24 protein-coding genes are annotated in these 24646 nt (G+C 30.4%); 10 read left to right on the top strand and 14 right to left on the bottom strand.

Features of this window, described 5'->3' with window-relative positions:
- The first annotated feature begins 6 nt into the window (after positions 1–6).
- Entirely contained in the window at positions 7–2019 is a 2013-nt protein-coding gene (locus tag BUB70_RS10950) for a ComEC/Rec2 family competence protein (RefSeq protein ID WP_073121485.1), read from the top strand.
- Here BUB70_RS10950 and BUB70_RS10955 read toward each other — a convergent pair.
- The 5 genes from BUB70_RS10955 to BUB70_RS10975 form a co-directional block, all read right to left on the bottom strand.
- The gene (locus BUB70_RS10955; RefSeq protein WP_084730265.1) at positions 2016–2543 is read right to left on the bottom strand and encodes a thioredoxin family protein; all 528 of its coding nucleotides are present in this window, start codon (positions 2541–2543) and stop codon (positions 2016–2018) included. The two genes, BUB70_RS10950 and BUB70_RS10955, sit on opposite strands and share 4 nt — an antisense overlap.
- Positions 2544–2596: 53 nt before the next feature.
- Positions 2597–4147: a peptide MFS transporter gene (locus BUB70_RS10960; RefSeq protein ID WP_073121488.1), complete on the bottom strand. Its 1551-nt coding sequence runs from the start codon at positions 4145–4147 to the stop codon at positions 2597–2599.
- Between the two features lie 18 nt (positions 4148–4165).
- On the bottom strand, positions 4166–5536 hold the full coding sequence (locus tag BUB70_RS10965; protein WP_073121490.1) for a peptide MFS transporter: 1371 nt from the start codon (positions 5534–5536) through the stop codon (positions 4166–4168).
- Positions 5537–5647: 111 nt separating this feature from the next.
- Positions 5648–6949 (bottom strand): DUF5723 family protein, encoded by a 1302-nt coding sequence (locus BUB70_RS10970; protein ID WP_073121491.1) that lies wholly within the window; start codon positions 6947–6949, stop codon positions 5648–5650.
- Between the two features lie 10 nt (positions 6950–6959).
- On the bottom strand, positions 6960–8765 hold the full coding sequence (locus BUB70_RS10975) for a hypothetical protein (RefSeq protein WP_143155291.1): 1806 nt from the start codon (positions 8763–8765) through the stop codon (positions 6960–6962).
- A 393-nt stretch (positions 8766–9158) separates the two neighbouring features.
- On the opposite strand from BUB70_RS10975, the gene BUB70_RS10980 reads away from it, so the two are divergent.
- A complete protein-coding gene (locus BUB70_RS10980; RefSeq protein WP_073121494.1) occupies positions 9159–10430 on the top strand; it encodes a hydroxymethylglutaryl-CoA reductase, degradative in 1272 nt (423 codons plus the stop codon).
- A complete protein-coding gene (locus BUB70_RS10985; RefSeq protein ID WP_073121496.1) occupies positions 10430–11356 on the top strand; it encodes a GYDIA family GHMP kinase in 927 nt (308 codons plus the stop codon). Before BUB70_RS10980 ends, BUB70_RS10985 begins: the two co-directional genes overlap by 1 nt.
- On the opposite strand, the gene BUB70_RS10990 is transcribed toward BUB70_RS10985, so the two are convergent.
- Complete coding sequence (locus BUB70_RS10990; RefSeq protein ID WP_073121498.1) at positions 11353–11871, bottom strand: IS1096 element passenger TnpR family protein; 519 nt, start codon at positions 11869–11871, stop codon at positions 11353–11355. The genes BUB70_RS10985 and BUB70_RS10990 overlap by 4 nt on opposite strands.
- A gap of 77 nt (positions 11872–11948) precedes the next feature.
- On the opposite strand from BUB70_RS10990, the gene BUB70_RS10995 reads away from it, so the two are divergent.
- Complete coding sequence (locus BUB70_RS10995; protein ID WP_073121499.1) at positions 11949–12362, top strand: PaaI family thioesterase; 414 nt, start codon at positions 11949–11951, stop codon at positions 12360–12362.
- A 9-nt stretch (positions 12363–12371) separates the two neighbouring features.
- Positions 12372–13406 carry a chorismate-binding protein gene (locus tag BUB70_RS11000; RefSeq protein ID WP_084730266.1) on the top strand — a complete coding sequence of 345 codons (1035 nt, stop codon included), beginning with the start codon at positions 12372–12374 and terminating at the stop codon, positions 13404–13406.
- Here BUB70_RS11000 and BUB70_RS11005 read toward each other — a convergent pair.
- From BUB70_RS11005 to BUB70_RS11020, 4 genes are read right to left on the bottom strand one after another with little or no spacing between them, the layout of a single operon-like run.
- Positions 13403–13837, bottom strand: coding sequence for a hypothetical protein (locus BUB70_RS11005; RefSeq protein ID WP_143155292.1), 435 nt, complete (start codon positions 13835–13837; stop codon positions 13403–13405). The genes BUB70_RS11000 and BUB70_RS11005 overlap by 4 nt on opposite strands.
- 4 nt (positions 13838–13841) lie before the next feature.
- Entirely contained in the window at positions 13842–14321 is a 480-nt protein-coding gene (locus BUB70_RS11010; RefSeq protein ID WP_073121502.1) for a hypothetical protein, read from the bottom strand.
- A 33-nt stretch (positions 14322–14354) separates the two neighbouring features.
- Complete coding sequence (locus tag BUB70_RS11015; RefSeq protein WP_073121687.1) at positions 14355–14897, bottom strand: RNA polymerase sigma factor; 543 nt, start codon at positions 14895–14897, stop codon at positions 14355–14357.
- A 9-nt stretch (positions 14898–14906) separates the two neighbouring features.
- Positions 14907–16352 carry a nicotinate-nucleotide adenylyltransferase gene (locus BUB70_RS11020; RefSeq protein ID WP_073121503.1) on the bottom strand — a complete coding sequence of 482 codons (1446 nt, stop codon included), beginning with the start codon at positions 16350–16352 and terminating at the stop codon, positions 14907–14909.
- An 89-nt stretch (positions 16353–16441) separates the two neighbouring features.
- Between BUB70_RS11020 and BUB70_RS11025 the strand changes: the two genes are divergently transcribed.
- The 4 genes from BUB70_RS11025 to BUB70_RS11040 all read left to right on the top strand — a co-directional run bounded on the left by BUB70_RS11025 (position 16442) and on the right by BUB70_RS11040 (position 19676).
- On the top strand, positions 16442–17203 hold the full coding sequence (locus BUB70_RS11025; RefSeq protein WP_073121505.1) for an MBL fold metallo-hydrolase: 762 nt from the start codon (positions 16442–16444) through the stop codon (positions 17201–17203).
- A 45-nt stretch (positions 17204–17248) separates the two neighbouring features.
- A complete protein-coding gene (locus tag BUB70_RS11030; protein ID WP_200777494.1) occupies positions 17249–17413 on the top strand; it encodes a YqaE/Pmp3 family membrane protein in 165 nt (54 codons plus the stop codon).
- A 186-nt stretch (positions 17414–17599) separates the two neighbouring features.
- Positions 17600–17959 carry a BlaI/MecI/CopY family transcriptional regulator gene (locus BUB70_RS11035; protein ID WP_073121508.1) on the top strand — a complete coding sequence of 120 codons (360 nt, stop codon included), beginning with the start codon at positions 17600–17602 and terminating at the stop codon, positions 17957–17959.
- 1 nt (position 17960) lies between these two features.
- Positions 17961–19676 carry a M56 family metallopeptidase gene (locus tag BUB70_RS11040; protein WP_073121510.1) on the top strand — a complete coding sequence of 572 codons (1716 nt, stop codon included), beginning with the start codon at positions 17961–17963 and terminating at the stop codon, positions 19674–19676.
- Between the two features lie 67 nt (positions 19677–19743).
- Here the strand turns inward: BUB70_RS11040 and BUB70_RS11045 are convergent, their stop codons facing one another.
- The 4 genes from BUB70_RS11045 to BUB70_RS11060 form a co-directional block, all read right to left on the bottom strand.
- Positions 19744–20388 carry an alpha/beta hydrolase gene (locus BUB70_RS11045; protein WP_073121511.1) on the bottom strand — a complete coding sequence of 215 codons (645 nt, stop codon included), beginning with the start codon at positions 20386–20388 and terminating at the stop codon, positions 19744–19746.
- Positions 20388–21644, bottom strand: coding sequence for a dihydroorotase (locus BUB70_RS11050; protein WP_073121513.1), 1257 nt, complete (start codon positions 21642–21644; stop codon positions 20388–20390). Before BUB70_RS11050 ends, BUB70_RS11045 begins: the two co-directional genes overlap by 1 nt.
- 161 nt (positions 21645–21805) lie before the next feature.
- Positions 21806–22540 carry a 5'-methylthioadenosine/adenosylhomocysteine nucleosidase gene (locus BUB70_RS11055; protein ID WP_073121515.1) on the bottom strand — a complete coding sequence of 245 codons (735 nt, stop codon included), beginning with the start codon at positions 22538–22540 and terminating at the stop codon, positions 21806–21808.
- A gap of 3 nt (positions 22541–22543) precedes the next feature.
- Entirely contained in the window at positions 22544–23209 is a 666-nt protein-coding gene (locus BUB70_RS11060) for an ABC transporter ATP-binding protein (protein WP_073121516.1), read from the bottom strand.
- A 159-nt stretch (positions 23210–23368) separates the two neighbouring features.
- Between BUB70_RS11060 and sucC the strand changes: the two genes are divergently transcribed.
- Entirely contained in the window at positions 23369–24565 is a 1197-nt protein-coding gene (gene sucC / locus BUB70_RS11065) for an ADP-forming succinate--CoA ligase subunit beta (RefSeq protein ID WP_073121518.1), read from the top strand.
- Positions 24566–24646 lie beyond the last annotated feature (81 nt).

Genomic DNA, 24646 nt, shown 5'->3' on the forward strand with positions numbered 1-24646 from the left:
TTTGCTATGAAGTTACTAATCAACTATATACCGTTTCAGGTATTGTTGGGTGTTTTGTTAGGAATTCTATATTCTGTACAGAACATCTACGTTATTTGTGTTTTACCACTTGTTGCATTAATAATGATGTTTTTGTTACATCGTTATGTAATGAGTAAAAACTTTTCGCATCAACTTTTCTTTTCATTAATAGTATTCTTTGGAATGTCAGTTAGTTGGTTTTCTCAAACCATAAAAAATGATTTACAAAGTAAAAATCACTATGTAAACTTTTTAGGTAAAGAAGTTTATAGTAAAATAACCCTTGTAAAACAATTAACTACTACCAATGCTTATCATCGCTTTTATGCAAGCGTAAATGCTGTAAATGATATTTTAACAACAGGAAAAATATTAATAGAAATTCCTGTAAAAACGTCAAAAAAATCAGAATTAGAAGTTGGAGATATTCTGTTTTGCAAGAGTGGTTTTAAAAAAATAAATCCACCACCATCCCCTTATGATTTTGATTATAAAGCCTATTTAGCTAGACAACATATTTACGCTAAGATTAAATTAGAAGAAAATTATGTGAAGATAGGAGAAGATACTTCTTGGTTGATCAGTCTTCAAAAATTAAGGAATTCGGTAAATACATCTTTGGAAAAATCAGGTTTATCACCAAATACAATTGGTTTGATGAAAGCCATGTTGTTAGGTGATAAAAACGGAGTAACAGATGAAATGTTAGCATCTTTTACCAATGCAGGTGTGGTTCATATTATAGCCATTTCAGGAATGCATGTAGGGGTTTTGTATTTGATGTTGTTGTATACTTTTGGCTTTCTTAAAAGATTTAAATACGGGAATTATGTATATGTAATGGTTGTTATTCTTTGCTTATGGTCTTTTGCCATTTTTTCTGGTTTGTCTAGTTCCGTAATTAGATCTGTAACTATGTTTAGTTTTTTTACTTTAACCAAATTAAAAAGAGGTAAAAGATTGGTGTTAGAAGCCATTATCACTTCCATGTTGATTTTATTGTTATATGATGCAAGTTATCTATTCAACGTAGGATTTCAATTAAGTTATTCAGCTGTCATATCTATTGTAGTTTTTTATCCTTTACTTTCTAAGTGGATAAAAGTAAACAATAAAATTGGTCAATATTTTATAGATGTACTGGTGGTTTCTGTTATTGCACAACTGGGAGTTTTACCTTTTGCTTTGTATTATTTTCATCAAGTACCAATGCAATTTTTATTTGCTAATTTTTTTGCAGTTTCGTTGTTGCCAATTGTTTTGTATGGAGGGATTGTAGTTTTATTTAAACTATTGTTGTTTCCAAAGTATCATTTTTTGGAAAAAGTATATGATGTTTTTATCACTTATTATTTAGAAGTTGTTCAGTATTTTTCATCATTTTCTAATTGGATTCTTAAAGATGTTTCTTTTTCTGAAATGGAAATTTTATACTATTATGTTTTTCTTTTTTGTGTTTGGTATGTAGCTGATGATTTTAAATTAAAGAGAATAAGAAATTCATTCTTTTTGATTATTACATGTCAGTTAATTCTTTTGTTTAATACATATAAAGAAAAGGAAGTTTCAGAATTGTTGATTTATAATAGCATAGATCCTAACATGATTACAGTTAGGCATCATAATACCATTAAAATTTTTGCTAGAGATTCTTTAACCGCTAAAGATTCTGTTGTATTAAAAGCCAATCAATTAAAAAATAAAATACAAGAATTTAAGTATGCAGATGATGAGGTGTTTACTTTTAAAAATAACACTTATATAATCATCAATAAAAACAAACCTTATCATTTATTAAAACAAAAAGATTTGATTTTAATCATAGCAGAGAATCCTAAAATAAATTTTGAAAGATTAATCACATCATTAAAACCAAAACAGGTAATTATTACAAGTTCTAATTATAAAAACAATCAATTAAAATGGAAAAGCACCTGTAAAAAATTACAAGTGCCTTTTTATTGTGTATCAGAACTAGGATCTTTTACAAAGAATTAAATTTTACTTTTAAATTCTTTGTCAAAAGTATCCCATTCTTTATCTAAGTAAATTTCTTCCCCCATGTAGTTAATTAATTTTTCCATAATAGGTGCTTGCAAATAACCTGGAACGGCTTGTACTAATTCTAAGTCTTTGTTTAGAAAAACAGTAGAAGGGTAGCTCATTTTACCATTTAGTAGGCTGCTTGCTAGTTCATGTGTCCCTCTTCTTTCATTACCCACATATTTAAAAGTATGATCATTAAATTTAATATCTTCTTTTTGTTCTGCGTTTAGTTTTACTGCGTAAAAGTTATTATTTATATAATTTACAATAACCTCTTCTTTATAGGTACTTGCATCCATTTTATGGCACCATGTACACCAATCGGTATACACATCAATTAAAATAGGTTTAGGATTGGTTTTGTTTAGTTCAATCGCTTTCTCAAAACTAATCCAGTTGATTGTTTTAGCCTTAGGTTCAGGATTGGCAAATAGTAAAGTTGGAATGATTAAAAGAGATAATAAAAATGCTTTCATATTAAGGTTTAATTTCGTTTTAGGTCGATATTTAAGATGTAACTTAACAAGATTTATTTAATTCCATGCATTTTTTTAACTAACACATTGTTTAATCCTGCCATAATTAATCCAGCAATAATAGGAATAATAGTAAAGATTAAAAAGAAAGTAGATAAACTATATTTCTGAGTGATTTCTTCAATCATACCTCCCGTCATTCCTGCTATTTTATTTCCTGTGGCAATAAACAAATAGTATACTCCAAACATAATTCCAATCCATGAGGCAGGTACTAGTTTTGATACGTATGATAAACCTACAGGTGAAATACATAATTCACCTAAAGTGTGAAATAAATAAGCTAAAACTAACCATACCATACTAACTTTTACAACAGTTTCAGTTGATAAACCTAAACTTCCATAAGCTAAAAATCCAAAACCTAATCCTAACAAGATCAATCCTACTGCAAATTTAAATGGTCCTGATAAGTTGTACTTGCTTTCCCACCATTTTGAAAATACTGGAGCAAGTAAAATAATAAATAAAGAGTTTAAAATACCAAACCACGTTGCAGGAACTTCTGTACCTGTGGTAAAAAATTCATTATAAACCTTCCAGCCTACAATTCCCCAAATAATGATAAAACTTAATGACAAGATGATATTTCCAATAGGATATTTTTTAATAGTTTCTTTAAAAAGTTTTACTAGTACATAGGTTATAATGGCTAATGGTACTATTGTTAAAATAGCATCTACTATTTTAAAAATAAGTCCTGCATTTCCAAACAGTTCTCTTTGTGTATATTTATCAGCAAATATGGTCATAGATCCACCCGCTTGTTCAAAAGCTGCCCAAAAGAAAATAGTAAAAATTGAAAAAACCATGATAACCATTATCCTATCAATAATTACTTTTCTAGGGGTGTGTTCAACTGTTGCGGCAACTTCATTATCTGTTGCTGCGTATTCTTTTGATTTTTTTGGAGTTAAACCAATATGTCCAAAAATGTCTTGGGTAAAGTAGAATTGTAACATTCCAAAAAACATAAATATTCCAGCCAATCCAAATCCCCAACTCCATGAAACTTTCTCACCAATATATCCACATAGCATAATCCCCAAAAAGGCACCGGCATTAACTCCCATATAAAATAAGGAATAAGCTCCATCTTTTTTTTCTGGATGACTAGCGTAGGCATTAGAAATAATAGAGGTCATGTTAGGTTTAAAAAAACCATTTCCAATAATCAAACAACCAATACCAATATATAAAAATAAAGGAGTTTCTACAGCCATGGCAGCGTGCCCAAGAGTCATAATAAAAGCTCCTAAAATTACAGCCCATCGATATCCCAAAAGTTTATCTGCTAAAAGACCTCCAATAACGGGAGTAAAATAAACAGACATAGTATATGTACCATACAAGGCCATTGCATCTTGAGTAGACCAAGCCCATCCGCCTTTTGCTAATTCTGATGTTAAAAATAATACCAGTAATGCACGCATTCCGTAATAAGAAAAACGTTCCCACATTTCTGTAAAAAATAAAATAAATAAACCTGCCGGATGTCCTAGCACATTACTACTGAAAAAATGATCGGATGATTTTTGACTCATAATTTTTTATAAATAATTTTAATTTTCGTTTTCTTCTGCTCCGTGTGTTAAGGCTTTTAATTTTTTAAGGAATAATAAAATTAATCCTCCAAAAAGCATACAAAATAAAGCAATTCCGGTAAAAACAGCATATTCCCCTAAAGCGGATGCTGACTCTCCTAATAATCCAGCTAATTTATTACCAATACCGGTCATAGCAAAATAAACTCCCATCATTATAGAGCCATATTTTACAGGGGATAATTTGGTAATGAATGAGAGTGCTACTGGAGATGATGATAATTCTCCAATAGTATGAAATAAATATGCTAAAACAAGCCAATACATTGCAGATTCTCCATTATTGTTATATTGAGCAACAGCTGCTGTCATAAATAAGAAGCCAAATCCCATAATCATTGTTCCTAAAGCCATTTTAAATAATGAAGATGCTTCTTTATTTTTTAATTTTCTTTTTGCCCAAAAACCAGCTACAGATGATCCAAGTAAAATAATAAATAATGCATTTAGAGACTGAAACCATGAAGCAGGAACTGAATTACCTATTAAAGGTAAAGAAAATGGGAGTGAACGATCTGTTTTTTCAGAGGTAAAAATATTCATCAAACCTCCTGCTTGTTCAAAAGCTCCCCAAAAGACAATAACGATCAAAAAAGACAATAGAAGTACTATAATTCTATCTTTTTCTATGGATGTTAAAGGTTTGTTGAATTCAATATTAGATTCCTGTTTATTTGATTTTCCTAAAAAATTACCAACCTGGGATAAATGTTTTTGTCCAAATATGTATATAAGTTGTCCAAACAACATACCTATACCCGCTAGACCAAATCCATAGTGCCAGCCAATGTTTTCACCAATATATCCAACTAATAATGAAGCTAAAAAAGCTCCTAAGTTAATTCCTATATAAAAAATTGTAAATCCTTTGTCTCTTCTAATATCTCCTTGCTTATATAATCCACCAACCATGGTAGAGATATTAGGTTTTAATAAACCTACTCCAGCAATAATTAATCCCAGTCCTGTATAAAAAGCCCAATATTCTTCAATAGCTAAGATTCCATGTCCTAAAACCAAAAGAAAACCACCAATCATAACAGATTTTTTTTGTCCTATAAGTCTATCGGCGATGATACCTCCTGGGATTGATGCTACATATACTAGCATGGTATACCATCCATATAAAGCTAAAGCTTCAGTTTGTGTCCATCCTAATCCTGCGTTTTTGTCTGTTGTTTGTGCTACTAAATACAAAACAAGAATAGCTCTCATACCATAGTATGAAAAACGTTCCCACATTTCAGTAAAAAATAGTATAAACAAACCAGATGGATGTCCTAAAACTGTTTTTTGATTGTTTTTACTCTCTTCATATCTCAATTCCATAGAGTTGTTTAATTTAGAAACTCAAAAATACATTTTTGAATTTTGTTTTCTTTTGATATGTAAAATAAAAAAAGCTGCCTATTGGCAGCTTTTTTTATTGTGAAATGTATTTTATAACCATTTGTTGTATCCAAATACAAAGTTTATTCCAAATCTTAAATTAACTTGTTTAAGATCTTCTAAAGCTCCAAGAACTTTATTAACGTTGTCTGTAGCCAAGTAAATTTGTAATGGACCTAGTTTTGTAGCTAAGTTTAAACCAAAATCAATATCCCCTTGTGCATTTTTAATCCCTACTACACCATAAGTTGTTCTGTCTAATGCTACATTATAACCAAGTGCTATGGTAGAAGTGTTTTCAGTGTTTTTAAGATCATTAAACATAGTTGCTCTAAATTGGTGAATTCTACCTAATTTATAGCTAGCAGATACATAAGAATTTGTTGCTAAGGAAGTTTTATAGCTCTCACCTTCTCTTTCTCCATGACCTACCTTATCTTCTAGTTCATCACCTAATTGATTTAAAACATTTCCATCAGTATCTAAATCAACACCATTAACTACTAGATTAGTAACATCATCTAAATAATATTCTGTTATCTTTTCTTTCCACGTAATTGAACCAATGTCGTTAACAGCTACTTCAATAACTAAATTTGGAATGATCTCATAACTAGCTCCAACATCCAAACCAAATCCACTATTTGCTGTAGAAAATTCGTAATCTTCACCGTCTTTATATCCAGCAAGTCGAGATACGGCATCTTTTGTGTTTATAGTCCATGTTAAGTCATCATTTACTGTAACTTTAGCCATTCCATTTTCTTGGGTAGATCCATTTGCTAATCCAATAATGTATTTTGCACGTACTCCAATAGCTAATTTATCATTAAAAAATTGTTGAGTAAATCCGATACCTCCTTCTGCGTAAGAAGTAGTATTTATTTCATCATTAAATAAAACTTCGTCAACAATACCATTAGCTAATAAATTAACAATACCATTCTTACTCATATTCCAATTCATGTTTTCTTTTACATTAGTAAAGAAACTGATTGAACCGTGTTTACGTTTAAAGGCTAAGTTTAGAATGTTTATGGTAGCTTTTTGATTTAATTGGTTATAGTCTCCTTCAATTGTATTGTATACATTTTTATAATTATATTCTAACTTTTCTGTTCCAGCTATAGGTGTTAATAAGTCAGAAGAAGCAAATCCATTTCCTACTGCTAAACCAATTCCCGGCAGTCCAAAAGAGAATGAGTTTTTAGGAATGTATACAGGAGATACATCTGTAGATTGTTGAACGTAATCTCCTAAATGAAAGAAAGAGATTTCACTTTGAGCTTTAACACTGTTGTAACCTAAGACAGTGAAAGCTATAACTGCTATTAATTTTTTATAATTTTTCATGTCTATGTCTTTAGTTGTTAGGGTTAATTGCTAAATCTCCTTTAAGCGCTAAATCAATTCTTACTTGATCTGTACTTTTAACTTTCACAGGATTTGGATTACCATCATTAGTTGTGTCAGTATCAAATATAATAGATAGCTTAACTTCCTTGGCATCTTCAAGAGAATTAATTTCAGATTCATTAAAGGTGATTGCAAAATCATTTCCATTCATAGGGACATGAGCATTTACAGTATTGTTATTAGCATCTTTCAAGTTGTTGTCAGCATCTAGAGTGTAAGTAGAAAAACCGTTCGCATCAACAGGAGCAGCAACAATAGCTTCTATATTTTTGGTAAATAAAGAAGCTCCATTTTCATCAACAAAATCTAAAATAATAGAACCATTGAAAGGAATGGTGTTTTTTGTAGCAATTCTTAATGATAATTCTTTTGCATTGTCTTGAATATCATCATCTAAATCTAACTCAATTGGGTCTGGATTAAAAGTTACATCATCAAAAGTAACATGTAATGGTAATTCTACGTCTACAGAAACATCTAATGAATTGTTGATATTAAAAAAGTTATTATTGGTACCTGTTGAGTTTGGATTAGAAGTTCCACTAACATTTAAAATAAATTGTGATGGTTTTTCACCAAGTAACTGAGCCAAGTTAGAGTTACTACTGTTTAAGGTAATAACAGATTCTACCCCTCCTGTATTTAAACCAGCATCTATAATAGCATATGTTCCATTTCCGGTATCATTGTTGCTTTCAATATTGTTCCCAGATGTGTCGGTGATAATTAAAGTATTGTTATTAACTGCATCTGTTGAAATACCTTCTAAGTTGATACCAATAGGGAAACCATATTGATTGGTTGCAGTAAGTTTTAAAATTGGACTTTCAAAAATTAAAGATCCATTTCCAATTTCATTAAAAAAGTCTAAATCAAAACTTTGTCCACCCACATTAAATCCACTTTTTTTGAAATCTCCTTCAGCAGTATTCACTATAGGGCTCTCAAGGGCAATTGTGTAGGTTAACTTATCATCTGAACTAACAAGATCTCCAGTTTCAAAGGTAACAGTAGCATCTAATTGCACAGCTATGTTGTTAAATCCACCTTTAGTATCTGGATCATTCTCAATATTTGTGTAGGTAAAATCAAAGTCATATCTATTTAAATCTACTGATATAGTAAATTCATCAGAGCCTGAGTTGTTGTTTAATGTAAATTTTCTACAATAGCTACCCGGGTATTCAGGATTTTCTATTAGTCCAGGCTCATTTGGGTCTTTTCTTTTAAAAGAAGGTATGGTAAATATAATTTCTGTTTGAGCCTCAGTAGTAGTTGATAAAGTAATGGTAAAAGTACCAGAAGAAAAATCAGCAGCTGTTAGATCAGAATCTAAATTTAATGTTTGAATCTCTTTAAATGAATCTTCTACTTTATCATCTGGAACTAATCCTGATATGTAAGGTGCTTGCCCGATTAACCCAGAATCTTCTAGAAGATTAAAATTACCATTAAAAACCTGATCTTCAACACTTACGAAATCTGAGTTTCCAGATCCATCCAAAGTTTGTGAATAAGAGAAACTAATAATATCATCAGTACCTGTGTTAACTGTTAGATCTTCATTTAACTCTTGGAATAATTGATTTGCTGTGTAGTTGATATAACCAATTGGTAATCCTGAAATAGATATATCAAATGTTGGTTCTTCGATTTCCTTATCAAAAAAAGAAGTGTCAAAGCTTTCGGAACAGCTAACTGTGCTAACACACAAAGCTGTAAGAGCAAGAATATGAATTCCTGACTTTTTCATGTAGTTTTTCATAATCTAAATTATAGTTGTTTAAACAAAAATAGTGAAATGAACTATGTTTAACAAATGTTATATTGATTAACACTAGTTATTTTTAACTGGTATCTTAGCACTTTCTCTTTTTGTTAATGTTTAAAATGAATAATATATAAATGTTTAATTTTTAATAAATTATAGTTCTTAAGATGTTTTACAGCAAAACTACTTATTATGTAAATTTATTCACTAGCCTAATAAGACAAAAGAGTAGCCCAATAAGACATTTGTCTAGGTGTTTTGATTTATTAGAAAATTCTAATAACTATTAATTGAGAGAAAGAGAGTTATTTTCTTTATAAGTAAAGTTTAAAATAAGCAGTGTATATTTGCGGTGAATTTATAGTAAGTATCTAAATGTCAAAATTAGTCTCAGGTTTTTCTAAACTTAACAAAGAAGAAAAGATAGCATGGCTATCAAGTTATTTTTTAAAAGACAACACAAATGCCAGTGATATTCTCCGTTTGTATTGGAATTCTGACAAAAAATTACAACAATTACATGATGATTTTATAGAAAATACAGTTTCTAATTATTACATGCCTTTTGGAGTTGCTCCCAATTTTATAATCAATGGTAAGCATTATACTATCCCCATGGCAATTGAAGAGAGTTCTGTAGTTGCAGCCGCTTCGTTAGTCGCAAAATTTTGGTCTGATAAAGGTGGATTTAAAGCAGAGGTTGTCAATACTATTAAAGTTGGACAAGTACATTTTATGTATGATGGTGATAAAAGGGACTTACGAGAATATTTTTCTACAAAAAAAACTGACTTAATATCTGTAACCAATGATATTACAGAAAACATGCGTAAGCGTGGAGGAGGAATTTTAAATATAGAACTAAGAGATAAGACAGCTGAGTTAGAAAATTACTATCAGTTACACGTTACTTTTGAAACCATGGATTCCATGGGAGCCAATTTTATCAACTCATGTTTGGAGGCGATGGCTCAAGAATTTAAAAAAGACGATATTCAAATAGTAATGAGTATTTTGTCTAATTATGTTCCTGAGTGTTTGGTTAAGGCAGAGGTAAGTTGTGAGGTTGAAAAATTACATCCTACAAACGGTGCTTTGTTTGCTAAAAAAATGAAACAAGCTGTTGATATTGCTAATGTAGATCCTCACAGAGCGGTGACCCATAATAAAGGAGTCATGAATGGAATTGATGCAGTGGTGATCGCTACGGGGAATGATTTTAGGGCTGTAGAAGCTGGAGTACATGCATATGCGGCAAGAACAGGGAAGTATAAAAGTTTAACATCATGTAAGGTAGAAAATGGAATTTTTACTTTTTCTATAGAAATCCCTTTGGCTTTAGGAACCGTTGGAGGTTTAACAAGTACACATCCATTGTCTAAATTGTCTTTAGAAATGTTGCATAATCCATCAGCAAAAGAATTAATGCAAGTAATTGCTGTGGCAGGTTTAGCACAAAATTTTGCAGCTTTAAGAGCGTTAACTACTACTGGAATTCAACAAGGTCATATGAAAATGCATTTAGGGAATATTTTAAATCAATTAGAAGCAACTCCAGAAGAAAAAGAAGCGGTAACCAAAGAGTTATCAGGAAAAACGGTAAGTTATAGTGGTGTGTCTGACGTATTAAAAAAAATAAGAGCTTAATGCAACAATTTTATAGCAATGGTAAATTATTAATTTCGGGTGAATACCTTGTTTTAGATGGGGCTGTTTCTTTGGCTTTACCTACTAAATACGGACAGTCTTTGGAGGTGAATGATACCATCACAAATACCATCTGTTGGAAAAGTTATACTGTTGACAAAGAATGTTGGTTTAATGCAGAGTTTAAAATTGATGATTTTGGAATCATTAATAATTCATCTATCAAAAATGATGGAGATAAAATTGCCAAAACACTTCAAGAAATATTAACAACTGCAAGATTATTAAATCATAATTTTCTTAAAAATTGTAAAGGATTAGAAGTTAATACGGCTTTGAGTTTTCCAAACCAATGGGGATTGGGAACTTCATCAACTTTAATTAATAACATTGCTACTTGGGCAAATGTAAATGCTTTTGAGTTGTTAGAAAAATCTTTTGGAGGTAGTGGTTATGATATTGCTTGTGCACAGAATAATCACGCGATTACATACCAAAGAAATGGAATTCATCCTGTTGTAAAACAAGTAGATTTTAATCTATCTTTTAAAAACGAATTATTTTTTGTGTATTTAAATCAGAAACAAGATAGTAAGGAAGGAATAAAAATGTATCGTTCTTTAGCTTTTGATAAACAACAATATATAGATGAGGTGAATGGTTTAACAAATAAAATGATTGCTTCTAAAAATATTGAAGAGTTTGCTGAAGTATTAACAGCACATGAAACTTTTTTAGGGAATATTTTAAGAGTAAAACCTGTAAAAGAAAAATTGTTTTCAGATTTTACCGGAGCGGTAAAAAGTTTAGGAGCTTGGGGAGGTGATTTTGTTTTGGTAACGGGTACTGAAAAAGAAGTAAAGGATTACTTTTTAAACAAAAACTATTCAACAATTATTTCTTACAACGATATGATTTTGAGTTAGTAGTTATCAAAATCAATATCGTCTAAGTTATCAAATTCATCAAAATGACTATCAAAGTCGTCGTCATCTAAATCAAACTCGTCTTTTTCGGTTTTATCTGCTTTGAATTCTTTTTCAGGAGCTTCTTCTGGAAGATTTCCAATAGATAAAATTAATTTAGGCAATTCAGAAGAGGTGGTTTTAGTTACTTCAATAAGCTCACAATAAAAAGTCCACATATTCATATAGTCATATACATAAATCAATTTTTCTTCAGGGTCTTCTATGTTTTGCTCAATAGTTGTTGTTGACATAGATAAAGCTCCAGGATCATCATCCATAGAAAATAAAGGAATTTCTTCTCCTTGATTCCACTCGTCATCAGATCTATAAAAAGAAGCCATTTCTTGACTATTAAAACCAAATACTTTGGCAATTAAATTGTGTAAGTCTTCTAAGGTACTTGATGAGTCTACCAAAAGGGTTCTGATTACATCTTCTTTAGTGTCTAAAACAACTCTTATTTTGTATATCATTTCTTCTAATTTATGAATGCAAAAGTAGCTATAAAACTCAATAAATATGTAATTTTACAAGAATTAAAATAGGAAGAATGGATTTTGAAAAAGCATTGATTAAAATAAATCAAGTTAGTAAAAACACTTTAATGGAAACATTAGGAATTGAGTATACTGAAATAGGAGAGGACTATTTGGTAGCTACAATGCCAGTAAATTCAAGAGTTCATCAGCCTATAGGAATTTTACATGGAGGTGCTACAGTTGCTTTGGCAGAAAGTGTTGGTAGTGCTGCTTCGTTTTTATTTGTGAACTCGAATGACTTTGTGGTTAAGGGAATTGAGATTTCTGCAAATCACTTAAAGAGTAAAAAAGACGGGGTAGTTACTGCAAAAGCAACAGTTGTTCATAGAGGAAGAACAACCCATTTGTGGCAAGTAGCTATTACAGACGAAGAAGGAACGCTAATTTCTTTGTGTAAAATAACCAATATTGTATTACCTAAGTAAACTTTTAATTTGAAGTATTCCGAACAAATAAATTATGCTTTTGAGGCAAAAAAGCCTTTTGTTGCTTATAAAAATCCAAACGAAAATAAGGTTCATGTTATTATTCAAAAGAATGATGAGTTGATTGAATTTGATGATTTTAATTCATCGGGATATGTTTTTGCTCCATTTAATAGTGATGAAAAAGCCTACTTAATTCAACCTGATCTTTATTTTACTGATGAGGTGAAAAGTTTTGAATTTGATTCAGAATTCATTGAAAATAAAGAGCAAGAAGTAGAAAAGTCAACTCATATTAACATTGTTAAAAATGCCATAAAAACCATCCAAGATACTGAAGTTTCAAAAATTGTAGTGTCTAGAAAAGAAGAAGTTTCGGTATCTGATTTTAACTTACTAGAGGTATATAATAAGTTAATGAGTAAGTATCCTAATGCTTATGTTTATGTGTGGTATCATCCTAAAGTAGGACTTTGGATGGGAGCTACCCCAGAAACTTTATTAAAGGTAAAAGATGGGCATTTCTCTACCATGGCTTTAGCAGGAACTCAGGCTTTTAAAGGAAATTTAAATCCTGTTTGGGGAGCTAAGGAGTTAGAAGAACAACAAATGGTAGCCGATTTCATAAAACAACATTTAGAAAATGTTGTTGAAAGTCTAGAATTGTCAGAGGTTGAAACTGTAAAAGCAGGGAGTTTATTGCATTTAAAAACCAATATTACAGGAAAGATACATCAACAAAAGGATATTGCTTCCTTAGTAAAATTATTACACCCAACACCTGCAGTTTGTGGTTTGCCTAAAGAGTTGAGTAAGATGTTTATTTTAGAAAATGAAAATTATAATAGGTCTTTTTACAGTGGTTATTTAGGAAACATAAATATGAATAATGAAACCTCTTTTTTTGTGAATTTAAGATGTTTTCAGTTTATCAATAATACAATTGTTTTGTATGTTGGTGGAGGAATTACAGCCGAAAGTATTGCTGAAAAAGAATGGGAAGAAACAGTAGCTAAAAGTCAAATAATAAAAGCAGTTCTTTAGTTTTCTTTTTTAATTCTTTCTAACAAAGTCTTTTTAAATTTGTGTTCTGCATAATTAAGTTTTAGTATTTGTTTATAATCTAATACTTTACTTAGTTCCTTCACATAATTTATTTTTGCTTGATTGATTTGCTCTTCTTTATCTTGAATTTTTTTTACTAAAGTTTCAGCTTGTTTTTCAGTAACTTTTTTAAAATCCACGCCTCTCTCAATACTGTGCTTTTCACCATATAGCTTATACATGCTATCTCTAAAGCCATTGTAAATTGGCCAGAATTTTTCTGCTTGTTTTGGAGTTAGTGATATTTCGTTAGAGATAAAGCAAACTTTAGCACTTCTTATTTTTTCACGAGAATTTTCATCATTTCCTTGTCCAAAAAAGCTAATGCTCATGAATAGGAAAAATAAAAGTAGGGTAAACTGTTTTTTCATAAGATTAATATTCTAAAATATCATATTCATTTAGCTCTATATCTAATTGGTCTATGTCCATTTCAATATTGTCTAAGCTAGTAAACATGATATTATCTGTGTTGATTAACGTGTTGTTTAAAATATCATTGGTTTCAATACCATCATCAGAACTAAGATAATTAATGATTTCTTCTCTACTTAACTTATCAATGGTGGATTGATTACTGTTATTAAAGATAAAAAATCCAAAAACAATAACGGCAGCTGTAGTTAAATAAGGTAGTAATGATATAATTTTACTTTGTGGTTTTTTTACTTTAAAGTTTTCAAAATAAAGTTCAGGTGTTTTAAAACCAGATTCTTTTGGTAAACTTTGTTCAAAAACATCAATAGCAATTTTTTCTGATAAATTATCAAAGTAATTTTCAGGTGTTTTAAAGGGATTTTTTCCTTTGGTTAAATCCTTTAAAAATTGGTCGCTATGTTGATGGTTGTTACTCATGTTATTTATTAGATACACTAATAATCAAAAGGTTTAATTGTTTTTTATAAAAGCTTCTATTTTTTTTACGGCATGATGATAGGAGGCCTTTAAAGCTCCCACAGAAGTTTCTAAAATCTCTGACATTTCTTCGTACTTCATTTCATCATAATATTTCATATTAAAGACAAGTTGTTGTTTTTGTGGTAGCTCCGCTATTGCTTTTTGTAAAAGTATTTGAATAGCATCTCCATCAAAAAGTTCATCATCTTGTAAAGAACATCTAAGTTCTTTTTGGTAATCATCAATATCTAAATTATTCTTTTTAGCTTTTTTATTAAGAAAGGTAATGGCCTCGTTTGTAGCAATACGATACATCCAAGAGAAAAGTTTGCTTTCCTCTTTAAATCCACTAATATTTTTAAAAACTTTAATAAAGGTGTTCTGTAGGACATCATCAGTATCATCGTGAATAATCACTATTTTACGGATGTGCCAGTACAAGCGTACCTTGTATAGCTTAACCAATTCATCAAATGCCTTAGATTGTGTCTTGGCATTTTTTAAATCGTTAATTAGTTTTTGTTCGTTATCTATCAAACTAATTTAGATATTTACGTTCTTTCTATAGCCAAATAATCCTTTAAACTTAATTGTTTCTGCAATTCCTTCAGGTAACATAGACTCCCATCCATCTTCGTTAGTGCTAATTTTTCTAAATACATCATGACCTTGAATTTTCATGTGAGCCACGTCGTATTCCTTAATGTCTATAATTTTATTAGCTTGTTTAAAGTATTTGTATAGTTCTTTAACTTTATGGTTAAGTCTTAAATTGGTACTATCAATAATAGTTTTTTCATCTGCTCCTAAAATAGGATATAAATATATTTTTAAGTTATTAGAAAATAATTTTCCAACCCCTTCAAGTATACTTCCTTTTAAATTGTTATAGTATTTAATATCAAAAATATTCATAATACTATCAGTTCCCATGGCAAAACCAATTTGTTCATTTGTAAATTCACCAAAGTATTCTACCAACTTATAATATTCCTGAAAGTTGGTAATCATTACAATTTGACCTAATGAACACAATAAATCTGCTCGATCTAAAAAGTCACGTTCATTTATTTCTCCTTCGTTTTTTAAGTTGGAGAGCGTAATTTCAAAAATGGTTCTAGTAGCTGCTGGATCTACTCTTTTGTTTTCAAAAAATAATTTTTGAGATCCTTCATATACATCCATATTTACCTTGGTAACAGGTCTAAATCTACCTCTTAATGCCAAAATATTTTTTTTGTATAATTCCTGAGCAGGTAAAAGATTTTTACCTAAAGAATCAAACATTACTGCATTGGTCATTCCGTTTTTAACCAACTGTAAACTCATCAATCGGTTATCTACATAGGTAAAACGTGGACCAGAGAAATTAATCATATCGATTTCAATCTCGTCTAAATCAATATTATCATATAAAGATTTGATTAAATCTTTAGGGTTGTCGTTGTAATAAAAAGCACCATAAATAAGATTCACTCCCAAACGTCCTAATGTTTCTTGTTGTAAAGTGGCATCTGTTTGTTTAAAACGAGTGTGTAGTACAATTTCATTATAACGTTCGTTAGGGTCTAATTGAAACTGAATTCCTACCCAACCATGTCCTTTGAATTTTTTAGCAAAATCGATGGTTGCAACAGTATTAGCATAAGAAAAATAAATTTTTTCAGGATGTTTAACTCTGTCAAGTCTGTCTTCAATTAATTGAATTTCGTGACGCAACATCTTTTTTAACCTACTTTCGGTTACATATCGGTTATGTTCTTCAACCCCATAAATAGCATCAGAAAAATCTTTGTCATAAGCACTCATGGCTTTTGCAATGGTTCCAGAGGATCCACCAGCTCTAAAAAAATGTCTTACTGTTTCTTGTCCGGCTCCAATTTCGGAAAACGTACCATAAATGTTTTGATTAAGATTGATTTTAAGAGCTTTGGTTTTACTGGTTAGGATATTTTCTACAGGAATGTCACCTTTATGTATTACAGCCATGTTTATTTATTCTATGTTCTTTCCCAAATATACCAATTTTTGTGCCGTAACTAACTGTGTTTTCGTATTTTTGAGTAAGATTTTTATAGATGAAGATAACTTTTTTAGGCACAGGTACTTCCCAAGGTATTCCGATGTTATTATCTGAAGAGCCTGTCAATTTTTCAACAGATAGTAAAGATAAAAGAATGCGTTCTTCCATACATATTCAATGGGACAAAGTTTCTTGTTTGATAGATTGTGGAGCTGATTTTAGAATGCAAATGTTAAACAATAACATTAAAAATATTGATGGTATTTTGTTTACCCATGAACATTCTGATCATATTGCAGGATTAGATGATATTAGACCTTTTTGTTATAAAATTGGACCGATGCCTGTTTATGCTTTACCAAGAGTTATGGATAGTTTGGCTAAAAGATATGATTATATTTTTAGTACAGAAAATAGATATCCAGGAGCAGCTGCTGTAATTCCAAATATTGTTGATAAAATACCTTTTGATTTTAAAGGAAATACCATTATTCCTATTGAAGTAGATCATGGAAATTTGCCTATTTTAGGATACAGAATTGATGACTTTGCTTATTTAACAGATGTAAAAAAAATTAGTAAAGTATCTTTAGAAAAACTAAAAGGAGTAAAAACCATTGTATTGAGTGCGCTTAGAATTGAAACACATCCTACTCATATGAATTTAGATGAAGCTTTAGAAATGGTAAAAATCATCAACCCAGATAAAGCTTATTTAACGCATATTAGTCATCGATTAGGTTTTCACGAAGAAGTGAGTAAGACTTTACCTAAGAATGTTTTTTTAGCCTATGATGGTTTACAAATTGAATTGTAAACATAATTATTTGTAATTTAGGTTGGTAACAATCAATCTAAAATCATGACGAACAAATTATTACTTATTATACTGGCTATTTTACTACCACCGTTAGCAGTTTATTTAAAAAGGGGAGCAGACAAACATTTACTCATCAATATAGTTTTGTGTTTTGTTTTCTTTTTACCAGCTATTATACATGGAATGTGGGTAGTTATGCAAGATTAAAAACATTTCTTTTAACTTAAAAATCAAGGATGTCATTCATAATGACATCTTTTTTTATACCTAAAAACTATATTAATAGTTGTTTAACTATTTTTATAGTTGTAAAACTAAAAAAATAGTTTTATGTTTGTTTCAACGAACAATTTGTATGTAAGTATGTTTTGAAATTCAATAATAAAAAACGATATGGAAAAATTAACAAATAAAGAAGAAGAGGTAATGCATGTTATATGGAAGTTAGAAAAAGCTTTTGTAAAAGATGTATTGGCAGAAATTAAAGGAGATAAGCCTCATTATAATACTTTATCTACCATTGTTAGGAATTTGGAAGAGAAAGGATATGTAAGTTATCATGCTTATGGAAAAACACATCAATATTATCCTGTGGTTAAAAAAGAAGAGTACAGAAAACAATTTATGAATCAGGCCATTGACAATTATTTTAACAACTCTTATAAAAACATGGTGTCATTTTTTGCCAAAGAAGAAAAGATAAGTGTAGAAGAGCTAAAAGATATTATAGCTTTAATAGAAAACAAAAAATAGCATGGAATATTTATTAAAAGTAAGCGCTGTTATTGTTGTTTTTTATTTGGTTTATAAAACGCTTTTACAAAAAATCACTTTTTTTGAAGCAAATAGGTGGTTTTTAATTTTAGGAATTTTTATATCCTTCTTATTTCCATTAATTGTGATTCCTGTATATCATGAATATACAACCGAAGTTGTGTCAAATGTTCAGTTTCATGAACTTTCTATGCTAGCAGAAACTAGTATTGAGGAATCTTTTGATGTGTTAGATTATTTATTGATGATCTATGTTTTAGGAATTACTATTTTTTCTCTTCGTTTTTTCTTTAGATTGATTTCTTTGGCTAGGGTGATTAATAAAAATGAAACTCACAAAAAAGAAGAAGGATTTATTTTTATAGAAACTACTACTGAGCTTTCTCCTTTTTCATTTTTTAAATGGATTGTTTACAATCCAACTCAGTTTAATCAAAAAGAGTTAGGACAAATTATTACGCATGAAAAAGTACATGCCAAACAATATCATTCTGTAGATATTTTATTGATGGAAATTTGTTGTGTTTTTCTTTGGTTTCATCCTTTTGTATGGTTGTATAACAAAAGTTTAAAACAAAACTTAGAATTTTTAGCAGATAAATATGCTTTAAATCAATTTAACGATACAAAAAGTTACCAATATACTATGTTAAAAGCCAGCATTCCCAGTTATCAAATGGCTTTAAGTAATCACTTTTACAATTCATTAATCAAAAAAAGAATCGCTATGTTACAAAAATCAAAATCAAAAAAAATCAATTTACTAAAGTATGCGCTGGTAGTTCCTGTGTTGACTTTGTTTTTAATGAGCTTTAATACCAAGGATGTTTATGTGGAGAAAGTAATTAAACGAGAGGGAAATTTTCTCAAAAATTCAATTGAAAAGTTTGAGAATGTTGAGAAAGCTATGATTACTCAAGATAGTACTCGCTTAAGAGTACGTGCTTTAGATTTTAAAGGAACTCCATTGTTTTTTGTTGATGGAAAAGAAATACCCCAAAAAGAGTTCGAAAAAATAAATCCAAGTGATATTTATAGTATTTCAGTTTTAAAAGATAAACATGCCACTGATAAATATGGTAAAAAAGGAAAAGATGGAGTTGTGGAGATTACAATGAAAAAAAATAATGATTCAACAACTCAAGTTTCAAAATCTTATCCTGATATAAAAGTTGTATCCAATGAAGATGGAGCTAAAACCGAATCTTTTGGTATAAGACAACATACAATAGAGGTAGATGCTAAAGATTTAAATTCAACAAAATATCCTTTATATATTATCGATGGAAAAGAAGTTTCCGATGATGAGTTCAAAAAAATAAATCCAGACGATATTCAATCAATAAATGTTTTAAAAGACAAACATGCAACTGATAAATATGGAGAAAAAGCAAAAGATGGAGTGGTAGAAATTACAATGAAAAAAGAGAATGAATTTATTATGGTTTTAAGGAAGAATACCTCTGATGATCAGTTAAAAAAATATAGAAAAATATACAAAGAAAAATTTAAATGTGATTTGGTTTTTGAAGTTATAAGAAACTCTAAGAATGAAATAACTTTTTATGACATACAATATTCTTTTGATGGAAAGAGAACATCAACAGATAAGAGTAGAGACGATGAAACACCTATAAATCCAATATTCATAAAGTATGACGCAAACACAAAAAGTCTAAGTACTAAATCTCTATAAACGAAAAAAGGATAATTAAAAATTTCAGTTATTAAAAAACGCTCAACCTAGGTTGAGCGTTTTTATTTTATATACGTTTTAAAATCCAATCTTTATAATCATAAAAATTATTCGGATGTATTCCGTGTCCTACTGGATATTCTTTATAAGTACTATCAACACCAAGAGAAGTTAAAAAATCAGGAGCTTTTCTAGCCCAATCTACAGGAATTATTTGATCTACTGTTCCGTGAGAAATAAAATAATCAACCTTGTTTTTAGTAGGTTTTTCTATTAAAAAATCGTGGTTAAAATATCCACTCATCGCAGCTACATGTTGTACTTTTTCAGGAAATGTAAAAGAAAAAGCATAACTTAAAATAGCTCCTTGACTAAATCCTGTTAAGAAAATATTGTTTTCATCAACCTTATATTTTTGAATGATTTCCTCTAAAAAAATATTCAATTTTTGAACAGAAGCTTTTCCTTCATCAGGATCAGAAAACTTATTTTCATCGGCATCAAAAGTAATACTGTACCAAGCATAGCCACCAAAAGGCAAAGCAATAGGGGCTTGTACACTTATTACCAATGCTTCTTTTGGCAATTCACTAGCAAAAGAGAATAAATCTTCTTTGTTGCTTCCGTATCCGTGAATTAATAATATTAAAGGTGTTTTGTCTGTTTTTATACTTGGTTCTTGTACCAAATATTCTAAAGATAAATCTGTCATTAAGCTAAAGTTAAAATCCCATTGTTATAAGTTCCATATACTTTACCAGTTGCTTTTTTGCCTATATAAGCACTGTTTGTTGAGGTAGATAGAATATCTTCTTCCGTAAAAGTTTTAGTCCCTTTGGTGGTGAATAAACTTAAATTTGCTTTTTCTCCTTCTGTAATAGTTGAGTTTGATAATCCAAAAATTGTTTGTGGAGCTGTTGTAATTTTTTCAATCAATAAATCTAATCCTAAAGTATCTTGTAAACTCACAAATAGACTTTCTAATCCAATAGTCCCGTCAATGGCGTGACTAAATTCTAGTTTTTTGTTTTCTATATCAATAGGGTCGTGGTCAGAAGTAATAAAATCAATGGTTCCATCTTTCAAACCTTCAATCAAAGCATTTACATCTTGTTGCGTTCTTAGTGGCGGAGCAATTTTGTAATTGGCATCAAAACTAGATAACTCATCATCTGTAATGGTTAAGTGGTCTGCACTTACGCTACAGGTAATATTTAATCCTTTTGCTTTAGCTTCTTTTATTAAACTTACTGATTTTTGAGTACTAATGGTTGGAATATGAAGTTTCCCTCCAGTATATTCTAGTAGAAATAAATCTCTACTTACTTGTAATTCTTCTGCCAAAGCAGGAGTTCCTTTTAAACCTAAACGAGTACTATTAATTCCTTCGTTTACCAACCCTTCGCCAGCAATATTACAGTTGTTAGGATAGCTCATCACCAGCCCACCAAAACTTTGTGTGTATTGTAAGGCAATTTTTATAAGATTGGCATTTTTAGTTCCTTTTTTATAATCGTTAAAAGCAATGGCACCCGCTTGCTGCATGTCATATAATTCTGCAATTTCTGTTCCTTCACTTTTTTTAGTCAAGCTTCCTATCGGATAAATATTTACAGGAGTTCCAGCAGCTTTGGTCTTTAAAAAATTGACCATAGATTTAGAATCTGTAAAAGGGTAGCAGTTTGAGTTTAATCCTATTTGCGTAAATCCACTTTTGGCAGCTACTTCAATTCCGTTGTTAATGGTTTCTCTGTCTTCGTAACCTGGCTCACCAAAACTAACACTAGCATCAAACCATCCGTTAGAAATAATTAAGTTTTCTAAGTTGATTTCCTCACAGTTTGTAGGACAAGAAATGTTGTTGTCTATTTTAGAAATAAGACCATTTTCTATTAAAACATCCACTGTTTGGTTATGATGCGTGCTTTTAGGGTCAAAAACGATAGCCGATTTTAATAATATATTCATGCTGTTTGCTTAATCAAAATGTTGGAAAATAGGGGATAAATTGCCCTATAAATAGGGAAATAAACAAAATTGCTCTGTTGAGCTGACTGGTATTTCGCGTAAAGATGTTTAGCGTTATTCGTCATTGTTTCAAGGATTGGTCAAAGATACAGAAACTATGCTTAACTGCAATAATTTTCTAGAATCCCTTTTGCATACTTGCTGGCAATTTGTTTGGTAAAGGCAGGGAAATCAATATGTGCACTATGGTCTGCCTTGTCTGATATAATTCTAATAATATGGAAAGGAATTTTATATTCATCGCAAACTTGAGCTACTGCAGCTCCTTCCATTTCTACGCATTGTAAATCTGGAATGTCATTTTGTAATTGTTTTTGTTTGATGTTATCGCTAATAAATTCATCACCACTAGCAATGATTCCTTTGATTATTTTAGGAGATTTGATTCCAAATTCATTGGCTTCTTCGGGAGAAACATATTCATAATATTGATTGTTAAATTCTTCTACACATTGATAAAGTTTTTCATCAACAATGGTTTCAATGGTTGATTTTCCTAATAGTGGAATTTCAAACTTTGGAAACAATGGCGTGGCATCCATATCGTGCTGAATTAAAGAGGTACCATAAACAATATCTCCAATATTTAATGTTGGATTGATGGCTCCAGCTACTCCTGAGAAAATAATTTTTGTAGGCTTAAAACTACTAATTAATTGAGTGGTAGTAATTGCAGCGGCTACTTTTCCCCATTTAGAAAAAACAATTACTACTTTTTGATTGGTGATATTACCAGTGTGATACTCTCTATTTCCTAAAACAACTGTTTTTTTATCTTGTAAAATATCTAAAAGTTCTGCCAACTCATCGTGCATGGCACTAATTATTCCAATCATTCTTTATTCGTTTAAGAGATATCCATCTCTCATGGTTAATTTTCTATCAGCCATGTTGGCCAATTTTTCATTGTGGGTAACAATTACAAAAGTTTGATCAAATTTATCTCTTAGTTCAAAAAACAAATCATGTAAATTGGCAGCGCTTTCAGTGTCAAGGTTTCCACTAGGCTCGTCAGCAAAAACAATAGCAGGTTGATTAATTAACGCTCTAGCAACCGCAACACGTTGTTGTTCTCCCCCAGAAAGTTGATTGGGTTTGCTTTCAGCTTTGTTTTTAATTCCTAAAAAGTCTAACAATTCTAAAGCTCTTTGTTTGGTGGCTTCTGCTTTTTTGTTCCCTATGTAAGCAGGAATACAAACATTTTCTATGGCAGTAAATTCTGGTAATAATTGATGAAATTGAAAGACAAAACCAATATGCTCATTTCTGAATTCTGATATTTTTTTGTCGTTTAATTCAATAGGAGAGATGCTATTAATTCTTAATTCACTCTCTTTAATTTCATCAGGTTTATCTAACGTGCTTAAAATTTGTAAAAGAGTTGTTTTACCAGCTCCAGAAGGGCCAACAATGGCAACTATTTCACCTTTTTTTATATGTAAATCAATCCCCTTTAGAACAGGAGTGTTGTTAAATGTTTTTCGAATGTTTTTTGCAATAATCATAACTAGAAAAGTAACCAAACGAAAGTACTAAAAAAGATACGATTATGGCTTTTTTGTTAAATACTTATTTTTTTATTAAAAAATATTGTTTGAATAAGGGAGTTAGTGGATGGTTATTTATATTTTTGAAGTCTATACATAATTTTAAGAGAGAGTTTTATGAATTTACACGAATTTCAAGGAAAGGAAATTTTAAAGAGTTTTGGAGTAAAAGTGCCTATGGAGCTTGTTGCAACAACTCCTGAAGAAGCATTAGAAGCTGCAAATAAGATTCATGCAGAAAAAGGATGTACTGTTTTTGCTGTAAAAGCACAAATACACGCTGGTGGACGTGGTAAAGGAGGTGGTGTAAAAATCGCTAAATCTATCGAAGAAGTTAAAATGTATGCTGAGCAAATCATCGGAATGATGTTAGTTACGCCTCAAACTTCTGCTGAAGGAAAAGAAGTACACCAAGTATTAATTTCTGAAAATGTTTATTACGATGGTCCTTCTAAACCAGAAGAATATTATATGTCTGTTTTATTAAACAGAGCTACTGGTAAAAATATGATTATGTATTCTCCAGAAGGAGGGATGGATATTGAAGAAGTTGCAGAAAAAACACCTGAGTTAATTTTTACAGAAGAAATAGATCCAGCAACAGGATTATTACCTTTTCAGGCTCGTAAAATTGCTTTTAATTTAGGATTGTCTGGAGCTGCATTTAAAGATATGACAAAGTTCGCTACTGCTTTATACAAAGCTTACGAAGGGTCAGATTCTTCTCTATTTGAAATTAACCCTGTGTTTAAAACTGCTGATGATCAAATTTTAGCAGTAGATGCAAAGGTTTCTTTAGATGAAAATGCATTATATCGTCATAAAAACTATTTAGATTATAGAGATATTCGTGAAGAACATCCAATTGAAGTAGAAGCAAAAGCAGCAGGATTGAACTATGTAGCCTTAGATGGAAACGTAGGATGTATGGTAAACGGAGCTGGATTGGCTATGGGAACTATGGATTTAATAAAGCAAGCAGGAGGAGAACCAGCTAACTTTTTAGATGTTGGAGGTACTGCAGATGCAAAAAGAGTAGAAATTGCTTTTAGAATTATATTAAAAGATCCTAATGTAAAAGCTATTTTGGTAAATATTTTTGGAGGTATTGTTCGTTGTGACCGTGTGGCACAAGGAGTTGTAGATGCTTATAATAATATGAAAAACGCGATTAATGTGCCAATTATTGTAAGATTACAAGGTACCAACGCAGTTGAAGCAAAAGCATTAATTGATGCTCAAGAAGGATTGAATGTAATTTCAGCAGTTGAATTCCAAGAAGCAGCAGAAAAAGTACAAGAAGTATTAGCATAGTTTTTAGGTACTTTTAACATATTAAAAAACGCTTTCAATTTATTTGAAGGCGTTTTTTTTATGCTAATTCCTTTGTTTTTA

Origin of the sequence: Wenyingzhuangia marina, from assembly GCF_900130035.1 — a bacterium.
Classification (GTDB): domain Bacteria; phylum Bacteroidota; class Bacteroidia; order Flavobacteriales; family Flavobacteriaceae; genus Wenyingzhuangia; species Wenyingzhuangia marina.